Raw genomic sequence first — 19,684 nt, 5'->3', positions numbered from 1 at the left:
CTGCGATCCTTTCACCGACCGTGCCCCCCTCACCGAAACGCTGGGCCGCCAGAAAACCGTCGGCGTGAGCGTTGGCGGCGTCATGGTGGGCGGCGGCGCGCCTATTGTCGTGCAGTCTATGACAAACACCGACACGGCAGACATCGACAAAACTGTCGAACAGGTAGCCGCGCTCCACCGCGCAGGCTCTGAGATCGTCCGCATCACCGTCGACCGCGACGAATCCGCCGCTGCCGTGCCGAAAGTACGGGAGCGGTTGGACCGCCTTGGCGTTGATGTGCCGCTGGTTGGGGATTTCCACTATATCGGCCACAAATTGCTGACCGATCACCCCGCCTGCGCCGAGGCGCTTGCCAAATACCGCATCAATCCAGGAAATGTCGGCTTCAAGGCGAAAAAAGATAAACAGTTCGGCGAGATTATCGACATCGCCAACAGATACAACAAACCGGTACGGATTGGCGTCAATTGGGGGTCGCTTGACCAAGAATTGCTGACCAGGCTGATGGACGAAAACGCTGCCAGCCCCGATCCGGCCTCTGCCGAAGCCGTGATGCGCGAAGCGATCGTCCAATCGGCGCTCCTGTCCGCCGCAGAAGCAGAACGCCTCGGCATGGGACGCGACAAGATCATCCTGTCGGCCAAGGTCTCCGACGTTCAACAATTGATTGCTGTCTACGCCGATCTCGCCTCGCGTTGCGATTACGCGCTGCATTTGGGCCTCACCGAAGCTGGCATGGGCACAAAGGGTATCGTCTCATCGTCCGCCGCACTCGGCATTCTACTCCAGCAAGGCATTGGCGACACAATCCGCATTTCACTGACGCCGGAACCCGGCGGCGATCGAACCCGCGAAGTGCAGGTGGCGCAGGAATTGCTGCAAGTCATGGGCTTCCGCGCGTTCATTCCCGTCGTCGCCGCCTGCCCCGGCTGTGGCCGCACAACATCAACCACGTTTCAAGAACTCGCAGCAAAAATTCAGGGGCAGCTTCGTGAAGCCATGCCGGAATGGCGGGAGAAATATCCCGGTGTTGCAGATTTGAAGGTCGCCGTCATGGGCTGCATCGTCAACGGCCCCGGCGAGAGCAAGCACGCCGATATCGGCATATCCCTTCCCGGCACCGGCGAAACGCCGGCAGCCCCCGTCTTCATCGACGGCAAGAAAGCGGTAACACTGCGCGGCGAAGGCATTGCAGAAGAGTTTGAAGCCTTGGTTCATAACTATGTCGAGACCCGCTTTGGCGGCGGCGCAAAAAGCGATGCTGCGGAATAGCATTGCCGTTGCTCTGGGCCTTCTGTGCCTAGTTTCGACAGCCCAAGCGAGCGAAGACACAAAGGCCAAATGGACAGCCGATCGTGTCTGCAAAACCATCGAAAATGCGGCGGCCGCTCACGACGTGCCGAAAGACTTCTTCGCTCGTTTGATCTGGACGGAGAGCCGTTTTGACGTCAACGCGCTAAGCCCCGTCGGTGCGCAGGGCATCGCTCAATTTATGCCCGGCACGGCGCAAGAGCGTGGCCTCGCAAATCCTTACGACCCCGAACAAGCCCTGCCTGCATCAGCGGCACTTCTGCGTGACCATAAAAACCGTTTCGGTAATTGGGTCATGGCCGCCGCCGCCTACAATGCAGGGCCAGACCGTGTGCGCCGCTGGATTGAGGGCAACTCGTTCATGCCGTTTGAGACGCAAAATTATATCGTTTCGATCTTCGGCCTGCGGATAGACCGCTTTAAGGACAGCAAGGCAAAAGCAACCATTCCCAAGCTCGCCAAAGGGCGCTCATTTAACGAAGCTTGCCGTGGCCTTCCAATCCGCCGAACCCGCGCCAAGCTCGGCCTGCTTACCGCAGCGTATCAACCGTGGGGTGTGCAAGTGGCTGGAAACTTTTCGCAAAGCCGCGCCATCAATTCGTGGCTGCGGGTGCGCGCAAAACTGGGTTTGGTGTTGGATGCTTCTGAACCAAACATACATCGAATACGCACACCGCGGGGCATGCGTTCGCGCTATGCGGTGCGCCTTGGCGCATCCAACCGCACGAAGGCAAATGCATTGTGCAAAAAGATAAGAGGTGCAGGCGGTTCCTGCATCGTGCTTAAAAACAAGCGCCGCTAGCTCATCAATTCTTCAAGCGGCGTTTGTTCACTGACTTGCGGCCCGACGATCTCATCATCGTCCTGCAAATCGACCCGCGCGAACCAGACATCCTCAGCCAAAGCCTTTGTGCCATCGGCCATGATCGCGCTGGATTGGAACAGATTGCGCCCCTCTTCATCTTGAGCGTTTTCCTTCAGATCAAGCTCAATCTCGGACACACCCATTTCGTCCAGCGTGAACAATTCACCATCCTGAACCTTGGCGTCTCCGTCATCGACCCAAAGGTTCAGGCCATCGCGTTCATCGCCCGAAATCACACTGTCGCCATTCGCGTCCCAGACGGCCAACTGCTCGAACCCGTGTTCGAACTCTCCGCCTTGGTCGCCAAACAGGCGCGTGCCGTTCATGTCCTGCGCCGCGCGGCCATCGGCATTGTCGACAAGCAAGCCATCACCCGTACCGTCTAGCCATTCAATGGTTTCCGACAGCCCGTCGCCATCCATATCAAACTGAACGATCTCGCCAATCTGCGAAACGCCGCTCTTATCCTGCGCTGTCGTCTCGCCCGTCACATTGATTTCACCATCGCCAGAGAGATCAATCACGATGGGCGAAACCGCAGTGATTGCTGAGGTTATATCGATCAGACCGTCGTTGAATTGAAGGAATTCGATTTCAGTCAGCGTGTCGGTGCCCTGCGTTCCGACATTATCAATCACAGTCACAGAGCCATCGGGATTTTGGTGCACAGTGTAGTTGGCACGCAGACCATCATAGCCGGCAATGTCACTACCCAGACCGCCGATCAGCGTGTCATCACCATCCTCACCCCAAAGGGTGTCATTACCGTCTCCGCCATCGATGATGTCGTTTCCGCCAGCAGTAAAAATCAGGTCTGAACCGCTGCCACCGTTGATTGTATCAACAGCCGCATTGGCGCTGTTGTTGTCGAAAATATCGTTGCCGCCCCCAAGATCGGCAGTCATGCCAGAATCTGCACCAAAAATTCTGTCGTTGAAGTTGGAGCCGGTCACAGCTTCGATGCTGCTATAGCTGTCACCAGCAGAATCGCCTGTCTGGCCGCCCGGTCCGGTGTTCGCGTAGACGTTTCCGCCTGCGCCATCATCAATGCCGAAGGCATCGGTAGCATCAAACAACGCATCAACGCCCCCCGTTGCTCCGGCAAACGAGACCGTGTCGAACCCGTCTCCACCGTCGATCACATCAGCTCCACCACCGCCAATCAGCGTGTCGTTGTCATCGCCACCCGACAGAGTGTCGTTACCAAATTCACCGTTGAGAAGATCATCACCGCTGCCACCGATAAGGGTATCGTCGCCCCGCCCGGTGTAGATCGTGTCATTCCCCGAACCACCATCTACAACGTCGCTGGCCGTACCATTCACATTATTATCGAAGACATCGTTGCCCGCACCCAGCGAGGCATTCGTGCCGCCAATCGTGCCATAGATGCCATCATCAAAATCCGAGCCGATCACATTTTCGATAGACGTATAGCTATCGCCTGCCGCGTCACCCGTTTTACCGCCTGCGGTGGAATTGGCCTGCGCGCCTTCCAGCCCGCCCGCGTCGCTGGCCTCAAGCAAAACCCGCACGCCTGCTGTCGCTTGCGAGAAGTCCAACGTGTCGTAGCCGGAACCACCGTCAATCGCATCAGCGCCCGCACCGCCGGTGATCACATCGTCGCCAACACCGCCAAAAATCGCGTCATCGCCATCGCCGCCGTCAATCACATCAGCGCCGCCATTTTTTTGTGTTTGCACGCGCACGGATACAAGCTCCGACCCGTTGCTGCCGCCGGAAATATTGGCACTGTCGTCGCTCAACCACGAGACAATCACATCGCCGTCGGCATCCACAATCGCGGTCAGCGGTGGAACGTCAAGGTTGTCATTCCCCTCGACAGCCGCAGTGCCGATCTGGAATTGGGAACCATCTTTGGCACCTGTGGCAGTCAAGAAGCGTCCATTGACCACCATCAGCGGATCATTGTCCTGATCTCCTTCGCGATACCAGGCCACAAAATAGCGACCATCCGGCAGCGCAACCGTGACTGCCGGGGACAATGAGGAAACACTAGCGTTGTTCACTTCGAACGCAGTTCCGGCAGTCTGTGTAATGGGATCAACCAATACCGCATCAATATCGGAACCGTCGAATTCGTCTTCTAACCAAGTCACCAGAATTTTGCCGTCCGCGCCGCGCACCATCTGCACAGGTGGCAAGTCATAACTGTCATCACCCTCGACAATCGACGTGCCGAGCGAAAGCTCAGAGCCAATGGGGTTGCCAAATTCGTTGATGAAACGACCCTTCATCTCCATCGCGGCATCGCCATTGCCCTTTGCCTTAGAGAAGTAAGCGATGAACGCACCACCATTCTCAAGCGCAATGACAACCGGCGCGCTCTGCTCGTCCGCCGTTGTGGAATTGACGACAATTTCTTGGCCAGCAATGTTGTTCAGCGGATCAAACAGCGAGGCAACAACCGCCGATTTGTCACCATCCACGTTCAGACCGTCATGGGTAACCCATGAAACGAGCACCTTACCGTCATCCAACAGAGTTGCCGTCAGCGGATAGGAATCAAGACCATTGTCGCCATAAACACCGGAAACACCGATGCGAATCTCCGAAGCGGTGAACGTGCCGTCAGGGTTGATCATTCGCCCATAGACATACGCGTCTGAGCCGCCGGAATCGCCTTTATCATACCAGGTTGCGAAAGCACGTCCGTCATCCAGCGCCACGACGGCTGCACCAGACTGCTCGCCCTGAGTGGTTTCATTGATAATGAACTCGCTGACCTTGGTGCCATCCGGCTCGTGAATCATACCGATAACGGCGTTCTTATCGCCGTCGCGATCGTCTCCCTGATTGGAATTATAGACCGTAAGGATCGAGCCATCCTTCAGAAGCGTCAGCGAATAGGGCGGCATATCGCGGTTGTTGTCACCTTCAACATTGGCAAGGATTTCATCGATTTCCGATGTAACCGGCGTGCCATCCCCTTCAAAGACGCGCAGCTTCAGACCACCACCATTGCCGTTCACACCATCGTTGGTCCAAAGCGCGGCGTAATTGCCATCAGCAAGAGCAAGGGTAACCGGCGAACCTTGGTCATTGAGGCTGGTCGTGTTCAGCACGGTCTGAGTGGTTGATACTGTGTCACTGATCGGTCCGGGCCGGTCACCGAAGATAATGTCATTGCCCGCGCCGCCGTCGATTGTATCGGCGCCGTCCTGGCCGTTGATCACATCATCGCCGCCGCCGCCATTGATCGTGTCGTCTGCGCCTTGCCCGTAGATGTATTCGCCTTCATCGGTGCCGTTCAGCGGGTCAGCAGCCGGAGTGCCAACGATTTGCGCAGCACTCACCGGCTGGCCCCACGCAGAGTCCGCCTGCGGATTGATGGTCAGCGTGCGCGTCGTGCTTAGACCACCCGAATCGGTGGAACGAATGGTGACGGAATAGTTTGCGTCAGCCGCGTCGATTGTCGCACCAGTAGCCACAATCAATTGATCGCCCGAAATGTCAAAGTTGCCGGAGGGGTCCGAAATGATCGTATAGGTATGGGTGTCAGAGAAATTCGCATCGACTGTAGCGAGATCAGCCACAACACTGCCCACCAACGCGTTTTCATTCACGCCCAACACTCCGATTGGCAAGTTGCCACTGCCAAAATGGTTGAGATTGTTGCCAGACACTACATCAACAATGTCATTCGTACCGCCAGCGCCAAAACGCCAATCAGCCACAAGTCCTGTCGTGCTTGCGGGCAAGTCAACATTCACATTAGCGGCAATCTCAGTCTGCAGCAGTGCTTGATTAAAAATCCGTGCATCATGCAGCGAACCCTTGAACACCTGAGTGGCCTCAAAGCCACCACCGGGTAAATCCTGATCGACACCAAAGGCCAATTGACCGCCCGTATAGATTGTCTCACCGGACGACACACCAGTACCATCGCCCACCTTGATGCCGTCCACATACATTGCCCACAGTCCGCCCGAATTATCCCAGACGAAGGAAACGGTATGTGCAGAGCCATCGATTAGCGGTGAGGCATCCCAATTAACGGTTCGGAAACTGTCATTGATCGCAAAGCGCAAACGCGGGACTCCGGCGTCATCGGTAATCCGCAGATCAAAACCGTCGTTTGCTGATCCGGTGACATAATTCATCAACGGAATACTGGTTAGGCCAGAAGTGTCTGAGACCGCAAAACGTATCTCGGCGGTCAGTTCATTATTCCCACCAAGGATCGCATTCGCATCGTCCGGCAGGTACCAATTGAAGCTACCGCTTTCATTGATCAGCGTCGCGCTCTCGCCCTCGGCAATGATCGCAGTCGGCGCCAGATTGTTCGCTACATCCAGAATGTCGATATCAAGGGTGCGCGATGTGGTCAGTCCGCCCCGATCTTCAGCTTCAATGTTCAACGTATACGTTTGCGTCACGTCTTCATCGAACGTCGCACCAGAAGCCACCCGCACCTCGTTGCCCACGATCTCGAATAGGCCACCACCGCCGCCTGTCAAAGTGTAGGTGAAAGTGTCATCCGTATCAGGGTCGTTCGTCTCAAGCGTTGCAACCACGGTTCCAGCTGTTGAATCTTCGGCCAAGCCGATGTTCTTCTCCGGCAACCCGGCCACAAAGCTACCGCCAGTTGCAGTTTCCAATGTGAGGTTGTTGGTTCCCACCGATGACGAAATTGTCGTCGAATTGCCATCAAAGCGCCAGTTGGAAATCAACCCAGGCGTTAGCGAAGACACGATTGTGTTGGCTCCAGCAGAGATTTCACCCGCTGTGCGCACTTCATTAAACAGGCGGATATCATACAGCGTGCCGGAAAATGCTTGGTTGGCTTGGAAACCGCCGCCAAGCGAGGCTTGCTCGTTGCCGAAGACTAACTCGCCACCACCGCTCAAAACCGCACCGGTTTGATGGCCCGTTCCACTTGCTACCGACACGCCATCGGCAAAAATCTCCCAACCGCCATTGCTGTTCGTCCAAGTGAACGAAACCGTATGTTGCCCACCATCCAGCAGCGAGGTCGCATCCCAGTTTGTGAAAATCTGCTGGTTGTTGATCTCGAAATAGATAACCGCAGAATTGGGTGTAGCAACGGGGTCAGGATCCATCGCCGGATCGGGGTAGACGATTGCCAACTGGAATTCGTCGCCCGCTTCGCCCGTGTGATAACTAAACAACGGCACATCATTTTTGCCCGTTACGTCAGAAACTGAAAACTGCGTTTCAGCTGTGAATTGCGTGAGGCCACCCATCAAAGCGCCGCCATCGTCTGCGATAAAGTAAGCCGCGTTGCCACCATCGGTATTGATGGCAACCCCTTCGTTGCCAACAATGATGACTCCCGTTGGGGCCTCGTTTTCATCACCGATGCGCACGGTGAATGTCTCAGTGCGTGTCAGAAGATCGGAATCGGTCACCGTGATCTCGACCGGATATTCGCCCACGGTTTCGTGGTCAAACACGGCCCCCGAAGCAACCTGCAATTGCCAAAACGAACCGGTATCGACAACCTCGAAAAAGCCCGAGGGATCGTTGGTAATCGCATAGCTGAACGTATCACCTGTATCCACATCAGTGGTCCGCAGCGTGCCGACAACATCGCCCGCAGTCGCAGTCTCCGGGATCACCAGACCCTCTTTTGGTGTTGATGCCGTAAAGCTCCCACCGGTTGTCTGCTGCAACGTCAGAGCATTGCCCGTGACGTCGTTGCGCACAAAGCCAGTTTCGAGTGCGTCGCCAAAAACCCAATTCTCGCGCAAACCCGGCGTTGTGGGTGCAATGTAGATGCCCGTTGTTGCGGCAATTTCCGTAGGCGTGCGGATCGTGTCCCAGACACGGATGTCCTCAAACGAACCCTTGAAGACCTGACTCGAGTCAAAACCACCATTGGCAGCATCTTGCTCCAGCCCGAAGACCAGTTCGCCACCGCCCACAATCGTGTGGCCCGGATTAAGCCCTGTGCCGGAACCTGCAAGCGCCCCGTCAAAATAGAGTGCCCATGCCCCGCCTACACTGTCCCAAGTAAGGGCGGCAGAGTGAGTGGAACCGTCCAGCAGCGGACTGGCATCTATATTGGTAACCGCATCGCCCGTACCAACTTCAATACTAATGTGCGGATTGCTGTTCGCATTGCGGATGAAAAGGGATATTTCATCGCTCGGCGCACCTGCAAAATAGCTCAACAGCGGCAATACGAACACGCCCGAAACATCCTCAATCGTGAAGCGCGTCTCGAATGTGAACTGCGTCAGACCGCCAAAGGCCGCGCCGCCATTATCGGCAAGGAAATAAGAACCGTTGTTACCATCGTTGTTGATCTCGGTGTAATTGAAGCCACGCAGATCAAGGTCGCTCGGCGCATCGGGTTGGGCTGTTATGGTCGCGGAGAAGGTGGCTGCATTGGACAAGGCTCCATCATTGTCACGCACCGTATATTGGATCGGCGTGACCGGCCCGTCATAATCCGGCTCGGGGCGGAACAGGATCGCGCTGGTTCCGCTGAAATACCACTCGCCTTCGCCAGCAATGACGAGACTTGTACCGGGCGCAGCGGTTCCGACAATTTGAACGGTCGAGAAATCAAGCGTCCCATCAACATCAAAGTCGTTGAACGCAACATTTCTGCCCGCGCCCGTTGAGTCTTCCAGCACCACCACGCTGTCATTGATCGCAACAGGCGCGTCATTGATAGGATTGATCGTCACACCGACGGCTGCAAAGTTGCTGACATTGCCCGCGAGATCTTGCACAGAATACGCGATCGCGTTCACGGCGCCGTCGAAGTTTAGCTCAGGCGTAAACGTGATTGCACCTGTGGTAGAATTCACACTCCATACGCCTTCACCCACCACCGTCAACGAGTCTCCGGGATTGGTCGTTCCGACTATTTGGACCGTAGCGGGATCAAGCGCACCTTCCGGATCATTGTCATTGCTCAAAACGTCAATCACAACGAATAAATCTTCGTCTACGAAGGCCGTGTCCACATTGGCAGTCGGAGAATCATCAACCGGTGTGATGTTGAAGGTAATCGTTGCTGGATCAGAAAGTGCACCATCATTGTCGCGCACCACATACTGAACCGGCGGCACCGCACCGTCATAATTCAAATCAGGTGTGAAAGTGATGGAACCAGCAAGCGTGTCGACAGTCCAGATGCCCACTCCACTTTGAACCAGCGAAGCGCCAGGTGCGGCAGTGCCGACCAATTGCAGCGTTGAGAAATCAACGCTGCCATCCACATCAGCGGTATAGCTCGCCATCGCAAACGTGGCCGGCGAATCCTCATTGGCCGTGTAGTTTATGTCGAAGGTCACCGGCGCATCGTTTACCGGGGTGACATTTGTGGTGATGCCCACAAGCGCCGCGCTTATGGGCGACGTGCCACCAGGGGACGAAGTATCCAGCAATTCGCGCGTTGCGCCATTTGTGAACGCACCTGCATAACTGTTATCCAAGGCGCGAATGGAAACAGCAATCGGTCCGCCGTTGAAGTTCAAGGCTGGCAAGAACCGCACAAGCGCCGTATCTGCCAGCACCAGACCGTTCACACCAACAGTGCCAATATCAAACCAGTTAGCGGCTCCGTCAGTCGAATATTGCCAGACGCCCTGCGATGGCGGCGCATCGTTGGATGTCACGACAATACCCGCGAGCGAAGCACCTGTATCAACATCACTGAACGAACCACCGAAGAGGGACGCTACCGTTTCGCCCGCCGGTGCAGCCGTGTCTTCTGCGATGGCCGATATAAAGGCGTTGGTCGTGGTTGGGCTGTCATTGACCGGGTTAATCACCACATCCAATTGCCCGACGTTTGAGATTTCGCCATCGTCGTCGCGGATCGTATAGGTCTGGCTCGTAACCGTGCCTTCATAGTCGGGTTCCGGCGTAAAACGGATAATGCCCAACACGGTGTCAACGCTCCACGTTCCTTCGCCAGCAACAATCAGCGGATCACCCGCATTGACTGTCCCACCCAGTTGCACTGAAGCAAGATCGACCGTGCCATCAACATCAGTCGCAGCTAAACCGACCAAAAAATCAACATCACCGTCTTCGGCAGTGCTAGAGGAAGCATCCTGCACCACCGGTGCATCATTCACTTCCGTCACCGTCAGCGAAATGGAAGCGACGTTCGAAACCGCGCCTTCAACGTCCTGCACAGTGTATTGTATCGGCGTTACAACACCGCTGAAATTCGATTCCGGCAGGAAGGTGATGCGGCCGTTGCCGGCGGTTACGCCCCAAATGCCTTCGCCAGCCACTGTCAGCGATTTGCCCGGGAAAGGCGCGCCGACAATCTGCACAGAGTCCGGATCAATCGCGCTGTCGACATCCGTGTCATCACCCAGCACATTGATGGAAACCAGCGTATCCTCATCGAGCACACCGCCATCATCAACTGCCACTGGCGCATCATTGACGGCCACAATCGTATGACTAATCGTAGCCGGTAACGACGCCTCGCCACGGTCGTCGCGCACGATATAGTCAATACTGGTGACTGGGCCGTTATAGTCTGCTTCCGGCGTGAATGTGATTTCACCAGCAACCAGATCGACGGTCCAAACACCTTCGCCAGCAACAGTAAGCGGCTCGCCCGCATTAGCTGTGCCGACAATTTGTACGGTGGCAGGATCGACAGATCCATCGGAATCCACTGCCGCTGCCACAACGTCATAGGTGATCGAATTGTCTTCGTCCCGGCTCGTCACATAATCCTGAGCAACCGGCGCATCATTAGTGTCACTCACAGTCACACTGACGAACGAAGCATTGGACACAAGCCCTTCAACATCTCTCACCGTGTATTGAATGGACGTGGCAACACCGTTGAAATTCAGCTCGGGCGTGAATGTAATTGTGCCAGCGACTGTGTCCACGCTCCAGACGCCCTCGCCCATCACCGTTAGAGGGGCACCATTGGACGGCGTTCCGGCAATGCGGATCGTGGCGGGATCAAGCGCGCTGTCCACATCACCATCATTGGCAAGCACTGAAATCGTAATAGTTGTATCTTCTGGAGTAGAGACAGCATCGGCAGCACTCACTGGCGCATCGTTGACAGGCGTGACAGTGAGAACGATCGACTCGGGCGAAGAGGCCAACCCATCATTATCACTGATCGTGTACTGAACCGGCGTTACACCACCATTGAAGTTTGCCAACGGCGTGAACGTGATCGAGCCCGCACCTTGATCTATGCTCCATGTTCCCTCTCCCGCCACGGTCAGCGGTTCGCCAGGATTGGATGTGCCCACAAACTGTATCGTTGTGGCGAGAACCGTTCCATCGACATCTGTTGCAGCAGATACCACGTCGAAGGAAAGTGTCGTGTCTTCAGCAAGACTGCGCACAAACGAAGCGCCAACCGGTGCATCATTCACTTCCGCAATCGTCACCGAGACCGTTGCAGGATTGGAAACAGCGCCAGCGTTGTCGCGCACGGTGTATTGGATCGGCGCAACAGGCCCGGCATAGTTGGCGGCAGGTGTGAAAGTGATCGACCCATCGGGCAAAATTGCCCATGTTCCAACACCCGTTTCCGTAAAGGGATCGCCCGGGTTAGCCGTGCCAACTATCTGGACTGTAGCCGGATCAACCGTGCCATCTATGTCCACATCGTCTGCCAAAACCACAATGGTGACGTTGCCATCTTCAAGTACGGTGCCAGAATTCGCAGTCGCAGTCGGGGCATCATTAACTGGTGTTATGGTAGCCGTCAGCGTTGCCACGTTGGAGATCGCGCCGAGATCGTCACGAACCGTATATTGGATGGGCGCGACCGCTCCGTCATAGTCTGCTTGCGGCGTGAAAGTGATCGTGCCCGCAACTCCATCAATGCTCCAGACGCCTTCGCCCGCAACGGGCAATGAAACACCCGCCGCTGGTGTTCCGACAATCTGGATTGATCCTAGATCAATCGTGCCATCAAGATCGTCTGTAGCGGCTGCAATGTCGAAGACAGTCGAAGTGTCTTCATCGCCCGTCAGCGCGATATCGCCCGCTGTTGGCGCATCGTTTCCAGCACCTATCGTGACCGAGACCGTCGCGCTGTTGCTCAATGCACCATCGCCATCACGGACCGTGTATTGAATAGGTGTAACGACACCGGCGTAATTCGCCTCAGGCGTAAAAGTAATGCGGCCATTGCTTGTATCGACCGTCCAGACGCCTTCGCCGGATACCACCAAAGGGTCGCCCGCAGCACTTGTTCCCGTGATGCGCACACTGGCCGGATCGAGCGTGCCTTCAACATCGCTGTCGTTCGCCAAAACATCGATGACCACCGAGGAGTCCTCAGCAACACTGGCGACGTCATTAGCAGCCACCGGCGTATCGTTTACCGCATTCAGCGAAACATTGACCTGAGCGCCAGTCGAAACCAGGCCCTCAATATCCGCCACCACATACTCAATCGGCGCAACGGGTCCGTTATAATTGGCTTCCGGCGTAAAACTGATCGTGCCATTCACCCCATCAACCGACCAGACGCCTTCGCCAGCCACTGTGAGTGGATCACCTGCGACGGCGGTACCAACGATCTGGATAGACGCCGGATCAAGCGCAGAATCGATGTCACTGTCATTGTCCAGAACCTGAACAACAACCACGGTATCTTCATCACCCGATTGCACATCGGCAACCGCTTCAGGCGCGTCGTTGATCGCGGCAACGACGACGAATTGCTCGCCGGAAACCGTGCCACCATTGCCGTCAGAGACCGTATAGCTAATCTGATCCACGCCGGAATAATCGGCGTCTGGGGTATATGTAAGCGTGTTGTCGCCGTTGATCGTAACCGTGCCATTGGGCGACGAAGCCGCAGTAACCGTGAGGGCGTCGCCTTCGATATCGTTGGCAAAAGCCAGAACGTCGATATTGGCAAGCGTAGTGTCTTCGCCCGTGTTTTGCAGAGTCGGCGCGCTTGTGGTGGGAGCGTCGTTGACCGACACAACAACGATGTCAACGCTGGCTGTAGTGGTTCCACCATTGCCATCATCCAGCGAGTAGGAGATCGTATCGGCGCCGAAATAGTTTGTATCCGGGGTGTAGACCAGATCGCCGTTGCCATCGACGATCACCTGACCGTTTAGCGCAATCGCACCATTCACAATGATGGCATCACCATCCACATCGCTGGCCGCTAAGAGAACATCAATGGGCAGGCTCACGGTATCTTCGTCAGTCGTGGCAACCGCTATCGTTCCAGCATCGGGTGCATCGTTTACGGCAAGTAAAGCGCCGCTCAATTGCGCAGGGTTGGACAGCGTGCCCAAATTGTCTCGCACCGTGTAAGACACTGGTGAGATCGCACCGTTGAAATGCGCTTCCGGCGTAAAAGTAATTGCGCCAGTGGCGGCATCGATACTCCAAACGCCTTCGCCCGCTACCGCGAAAGAATCGCCCGGATTGATCGTTCCAACAATCTGAACGCTGGCAGGATTGAGCGTTCCATCGAGGTCAATGTCATTGGCAAGCACATCGAAAACCAGCGCAACATCTTCCGTGCCACTCTCGCTATCGTCAGCAGCGATCGGTGCATCGTTGTCCGCCACAATGACCACCGAAACGGTTGCCGGATTGGATACTGCGCCGTCTTCATCTTGGACGGTATAGGTTATGTCCGAGACAAGCCCCGTATAATTCGCTTCCGGAGTGAAGACGATCTGGCCTGTCGCGCCATCGACCATCCACTCGCCTTCGCCCGCCACCACGAGAGTATCACCTGGATTGGCCGTTCCTGTGATTTGAATGCTGCCAGGCACCAAAATGCCGTCGCTGTCAGAATCGTTGATCAAGACATTGATAGCAACGGAGCCGTCTTCCACCACTGTATTGGCATCATCAACAGCAGAAGGCGCGTCGTTGACCTCTTGGATAGTGACCGACACTTGCGCAGGCAATGAAACAGCACCTTCATCGTCACTCACGGTGTATTCTATGGGCGTAACGATACCCACGAAATTGGGAGCCGGCGTGAAGGTAATCGAACCACCCGCATTGATGCTCCAAACGCCCTCGCCCGGCACAGAAAGGCTGTCACCAGCCGCCGCCGTGCCAACAATTTGAACCGTCGAGGCAATCAGGACGCCATCAACATCACTGTCATTGTCCAGCACGTTAATGGTAACCGAACCATCCTCAAAAACGGTATCAGTGTTGGAAACCGCAACTGGCACATCATTGATCGAAACGATGGTGACAGAAACCAGCGTGCTGTTGGTCGCAGCGCCACCATCGTCCAAAACGGTGTAGCGAATGTTGGAAACAGAGCCGGCATAATTGGCCTCCGGCGTGAAAATGATGGAACCCGTTGTTGTGTTGATGTCCCAGACACCCTGCCCGGTAACCACCAGTGAATCTCCCGGATTGGCGGTGCCCTCGATCTGGATGGTGGAAGCAACCAACGTTCCGTCAATGTCGATATCGTTATCCAGAACTTGAATGGAAACAGAGCCATCCTCGTTCACTGTAGCATCGTCACCGATGCCTGTTGGCGTATCATTTTCGGGCGTGATGGTGACGGTCACAGCCGTTGGTGCCGAACTCAAGCCTTCGATGTCGGAGATTACGTAGTTGATCGGTGTAACAGTGCCATCATAGTTGGCGTCTGGTGTGAAGATGAGCGAACCAGCGCCTGTATCAACCGTCCATATGCCTTCGCCCGCAACAGTGAGGCTGTCACCCGCCGCTGCCGTGCCAACGATCTGTAAGCTTGCAGGGTTGAGCGGGCTGTCGATGTCCACGTCATTGAGAAGAACATTGATGGCAACCGCACGGTCTTCACCCACCACAGCGGTATCAGCAGTACCAACAGGCGCATCATTTTCAGGTATGATGGTGACGGTAACACTGGCAAGATTTGAAGCCGCACCTGCACTGTCACGCACGATGTAGGAAATTGGGTCAACCAAACCCGCAAAATCGGGCTCAGGCACAAAGACGATGGAGCCTGAACTGATCGACCAGACACCTTGCCCGGCAACCGTCAGCACATCGCCAGCCGCAGCTGTGCCAACAATCTGAAGGCTTGAACCTAGCAGCGAATTATCGATATCAGAATCGTTGCCTAACACGGCAATCGTCACGGAACCGTCCTCGCCCACAAGCGCAGTATCGTCCGCGGCCAATGGTGCGTCGTTCACACCAATCAGAGATACGGTGACGGCAATTGGATCTGTCAGCGCACCATCATCATCGGCAATCGTGTAAGCAATTGGGGTCACGACACCGGCAAAGTCAGGCTCCGGTGTAAACATGATTGTGCCGTCGACCAAAGACAAATCCCAAACGCCTTCGCCAACCACAACAAGACTATCACCTGCCACCGCTGTTCCAACGATTTGCAGCGTTGCCGGATCAAGAGAGCCATCAATATCGCTATCGTTATCCAGCACGGAAATGACAACACTGCCGTCTTCCAGCACGCTGGCAGCGTCATCAACGCCAACAGGACGATCGTTGATTTCGTCCACGGTTACGGAAACGCTCACCGGCTCGCCTGCCAAACCATCGACGTCGGCAACAGTGTAGAAAATTGGATCGGGCGTTCCGGCAAACGCCACTACCGGTGTGAAACGAATGGTACCGGTGACGAGATCCACCGACCATTCGCCCTGTCCAGCAACGATCAGAGTATCACCTGCCGCAGCCGTTCCGACAATTTGTAACGTCGCTGGGTCCAGTGCGTTGTCAATGTCGCTGTCGTTAGCCAGCACATCGATAACCACCGAACTGTCTTCGTCCACCCGCGCAACATCGGCGGTTTGAACCGGCTGATCGTTGACAGGTGTGACTTCGACCGCGGCAACAGAAACAACTGAGCCACCATTTCCATCTGCAACCGTAAACGTAATCGTTGCGGTGCCGAAATAATCAGCTGGCGGTGTAAAAAGAAGAGTGTTGTCACTCCCATTGATTGTCACGACGCCAATGTCGGATGACGCCTGAGTCACAGAAAGCGGATCACCGTCTTCATCACTGGCAAGGGTCAGAACGTTAAAAACAATAGCACTGTCTTCCGCAACCGTGCGCTGCGGCTGCGCTTGCAGCACGGGCGCATCGTTGACAGGCACAACCTCAATCGAAAGATTGCCTTGGGCAGTATTTCCTCGGCTATCGGCGATTTCGTAGCTGATGGTGTCAAAGCCGTTGAACAGATTGTCGGGCGTATAGTCCAGCGTGCCGTCAGAATTGACCGCAACTTGACCGTTTTGCGCACTTGCCGAAAGCACCGCTAGTGGATCGCCGTCCGGATCAAACGCCGCCACTAACACATTGATGTCGGATACCGCTGTCTCCTCCAGCGTAACCACCTGCGATGGCGTTCCTGCAAATGGCGCAGAGTTGGATTGCCCCGTCGATCCACTGCCGCCTGTCGATGTGTCTTCCGTTGGCTTTGGACTGTCCAACGCAACAGGCGTGGCAGGGGGCACTTCCAGTATATCGGAGTCACGTGAAGGCGTCGGGCCAATCGGCAGCGTGGTGCCTTCAATCTCTTCTTCTTCTTCGTCCTCAACCTCTGAAAGAGGGTCACTAGGCGCGATCAAATTACCCAGCAGATCATCGTCGCCGCCTGAACCGCTTAGCGCACCCTCACCCTGCGCATTGGCAAGCATGGACGATGCGCGACCAAGCTGAAAGTTTGGCTGCGCAGCGCTGGCACCGGAAAGCGGCTGATCAGCCAGTCTATCGAGCGAAAAGGCGCGGCTGGCCAGCGTCGTCGCAGCAGCCACAGTGAACAGCACCGAGGCCGCAGCCGCATCATCCGTGACAGATTGCGCAGGCGCGATGGGCGCCAGCACCGGTCCTTGGTCAACGGCACGCGCATCGCGCACCATCCACTCAAACGACGTCATCATCATCTGACGGTCAGCCGTATGGATAATAACGGACACCCGATACGCCTGACCTGTGATCACATCCTCGGCAATCGTACCTTCAATGCGCATACGCGCAGTATCGTAGTTCAATCCTGGCGGGAGACCTGTGATCTGGATTGTCGCCATGTCACCGATCAGATGGTCGGTAAGGAACGAACCAATGTCAAAATTCACCTCGGAACCCAGATCATCCATCTGATTGGGAACAAGCTGCGATCCAATCTCCGCGACCGGTTGCCGATCTTCGATGCGCACCTTCATCACTTCAGTATTCCAGTGACCGTCATGAAGAATGAAGGTCACCTCATCGATGCCACCGCCATCGTCTGGCGGAAAATAGGCGATCTTGCCACCCGGCAGCACCGAAACTTCACCCTTCGCGGCCCAAGCCTTGGATACGGCCAACTCATCAGCAACGGGGTTTGTATAGAGATCATGAACATTGATGATCGTTGCATCATCACGCTCAGCCGTAATGGACGACACAGAACTGTTTCCGTCGTCATCGGCTTCCGGTTCGGGCATAGCCAACCCCTCGGTGGGGGAAGACAGATCAAGGACAAACGACCCTGTTTCACGCTGGAAAGTGGTGGTCTCACCATCTTCGTCCTGCATCACCATAATGTCGGCAAAACTGATCGCTCGACAATCGTCGAGGATTTCATAGGCCATGTCCGTCCACAAAAGGGCGGAATAGTTAGGCGTCATTTTCCAGCCGTATTCAGCCGAATGACCGGGCACAGAATAGGCGTACCCTCCTTCAAATTCCTCGCGAGCGAGTGAAGGTATCTTGCCCGACGAGTAACCCATCAGTGCAAACCCCCGCCAACGGCAGCCAGATGCTGCACACTATGACGTGCACTTGAAAATGCGAGTTCGTAAGCTGCGAGTTCTTTCTCATGAATTGCCTGTTGCAACGCGATACTCGCCCGCGTCAGACGAACCTGCTCGTTCAACACATCCGTTACCGAACGGAACCCGGCTTCAAATTCACGACGCGCTCCCTCAAGGCTCTTCTCGATTGCTGCAACCTGCCGCTGCGCAATGGCAACCCGGCGCTTGGCAGAACGGTATGTGCTCCACTGACGCTCAACCTGGCGGCGCAACTGACGGCCCTGTTCGAGCGCACGATAGTTCGCTTCAGCCGCCTCGTGCCGCGCAGCATCAATGGTGGGTACGGTAGAAAGATCCAGCAACGGCATCCGCAGGCGCACGCCGATCGTATAATCATCGTCTCTATCCGGTTGCACGGAATCGTAGAGATATTTGTCATAACGCCCGAAAGCGCTGATCTGCGGGCCGAACTGGCCACGCACAACCTTGGCATTGCTCTCGCTGGCCAACGCCGTATGACGCGCAGCGTTAAGATCAGGATTGTAAGCCAACGCCGATTCAACAGCCTCTTCGACCGTTTTCGGCAGTAGCTTTTCGATGTTCTGGAGCCGAAGATGTTTCGCCGCTTCCCTCGCCGTAACGCTGCGATAATCGGCTTCCAATTCTTCACGGGAACGGCGGGCAATATCCAACTCGGCCTTTGCGCTCTCCAGATTGGCCTGCGCGATAGCAATATCCGTGCGGCTGGCATCACCGCCTTCAAACAAGCGCCGCGAAATATCAGTGATGCGCTTTGAGGCGTTCACGTTCTTGCGCAGAGCCTGTTCAACCTTCCGATTGAGACGCAGATTGATGTGGGCCGCCACAGCTTCAAGCGCTGCACGATGCTCTTCAGCCAGATAAGAGAAGTCCGCAGCACGGCGCACATGCTTGGCCTGACGGTAAGTGTTGAGATTCACACCGCTGGTGAACAGCGGCACAGCCGCTTCCAGCGACAGTTGAATCTGATCTTGATCGAACGACCCCTGCGTCACCGAATTGGTGCGCGCCTTGCTCGCTTCAGCCGTAAAATTGATTGTCGGCAAGAACCCAGCAAGCGCAGCAAATTCACGCGCCTTCTCGGCGTTGGCCCGCTCAAGCCGCTGGCGCGTAGCATAACTACCACGCAGAGCTGCCGAGATGCTGTCGGATACGGTCGCCGTGCCGCGCAGTTCCGTGTTGAAATTGGCGCTGTGCATCATGGAGGAACGCAGTGGTTCGCGCTTTGGCAATTGGAAAACAACATCACGCGATTCCAAAGCGTCATGGCTGTCACGAAACAGGATTGTGTCGACCAAATTGTCCTTCAGATAATGCACGCCTTCACGGAAGCCTTTGCCCAATTCGCGCAAGGGGAACCAGCTTTCCTTCTCGTGGATTTCAAAGCCAGTCGCAGGCTCAACGTCACCAATGACTTCCGTTGGCAACACAAAGCCGGATGTCGTCCGCAATTGCTCTTGCGGCTGCACAACAGCCGTCGAAGACCCGCGCAGAAGTGCGGAGCCGTTGTTCTCGCCAAAAGCGGGAAGGGAAAGTGCAATGCCACCCATCGCAAGCGACAGCGCAGCCGTGCCCGCCAGCACAGTCTTGCGACTGCACTTTCTTTTTTCCCCCGGTATCGCCCCCGATATCGGTTTGCGATGAACCATAACAACTCACTCACTCAACGCGATCCGACACATCGGATCTCTTTGCTTTCAACCCCGGCTAGGCGCATCCTTTGTGGGATGCACCCTTTCTCCGGTGTCACTCTTGCCAAATTTCACTCGC

Annotated in this window: 4 protein-coding genes; 2 read left to right on the top strand and 2 right to left on the bottom strand. The window is 55.7% G+C overall.

Going from position 1 to position 19,684, the window contains the following annotated elements; genetic code table 11:
- Window positions 1-40: 40 nt before the first annotated feature.
- The gene (ispG, locus tag ACFQ14_RS00660; RefSeq protein ID WP_377211323.1) at window positions 41-1,273 is read left to right on the top strand and encodes a flavodoxin-dependent (E)-4-hydroxy-3-methylbut-2-enyl-diphosphate synthase; all 1,233 of its coding nucleotides are present in this window, start codon (window positions 41-43) and stop codon (window positions 1,271-1,273) included.
- On the top strand, window positions 1,260-2,114 hold the full coding sequence (locus ACFQ14_RS00655; protein ID WP_377210767.1) for a lytic transglycosylase domain-containing protein: 855 nt from the start codon (window positions 1,260-1,262) through the stop codon (window positions 2,112-2,114). Before ispG ends, ACFQ14_RS00655 begins: the two co-directional genes overlap by 14 nt.
- On the opposite strand, the gene ACFQ14_RS00650 is transcribed toward ACFQ14_RS00655, so the two are convergent.
- A complete protein-coding gene (locus tag ACFQ14_RS00650; protein WP_377210766.1) occupies window positions 2,111-17,851 on the bottom strand; it encodes a tandem-95 repeat protein in 15,741 nt (5,246 codons plus the stop codon). The genes ACFQ14_RS00655 and ACFQ14_RS00650 overlap by 4 nt on opposite strands.
- Window positions 17,851-19,563 (bottom strand): TolC family protein, encoded by a 1,713-nt coding sequence (locus ACFQ14_RS00645; RefSeq protein ID WP_377210765.1) that lies wholly within the window; start codon window positions 19,561-19,563, stop codon window positions 17,851-17,853. The genes ACFQ14_RS00650 and ACFQ14_RS00645 overlap by 1 nt, the downstream gene beginning before the upstream one ends.
- Window positions 19,564-19,684: the final 121 nt, after the last annotated feature.

The organism is Pseudahrensia aquimaris, assembly GCF_042676045.1.
GTDB classification, from domain to species: Bacteria; Pseudomonadota; Alphaproteobacteria; order Rhizobiales; family Rhizobiaceae; genus Pseudahrensia; species Pseudahrensia aquimaris.
The sequence above is the reverse complement of the archived record's forward strand: the minus strand, read 5'-3'. Positions and strand labels throughout refer to the sequence as shown.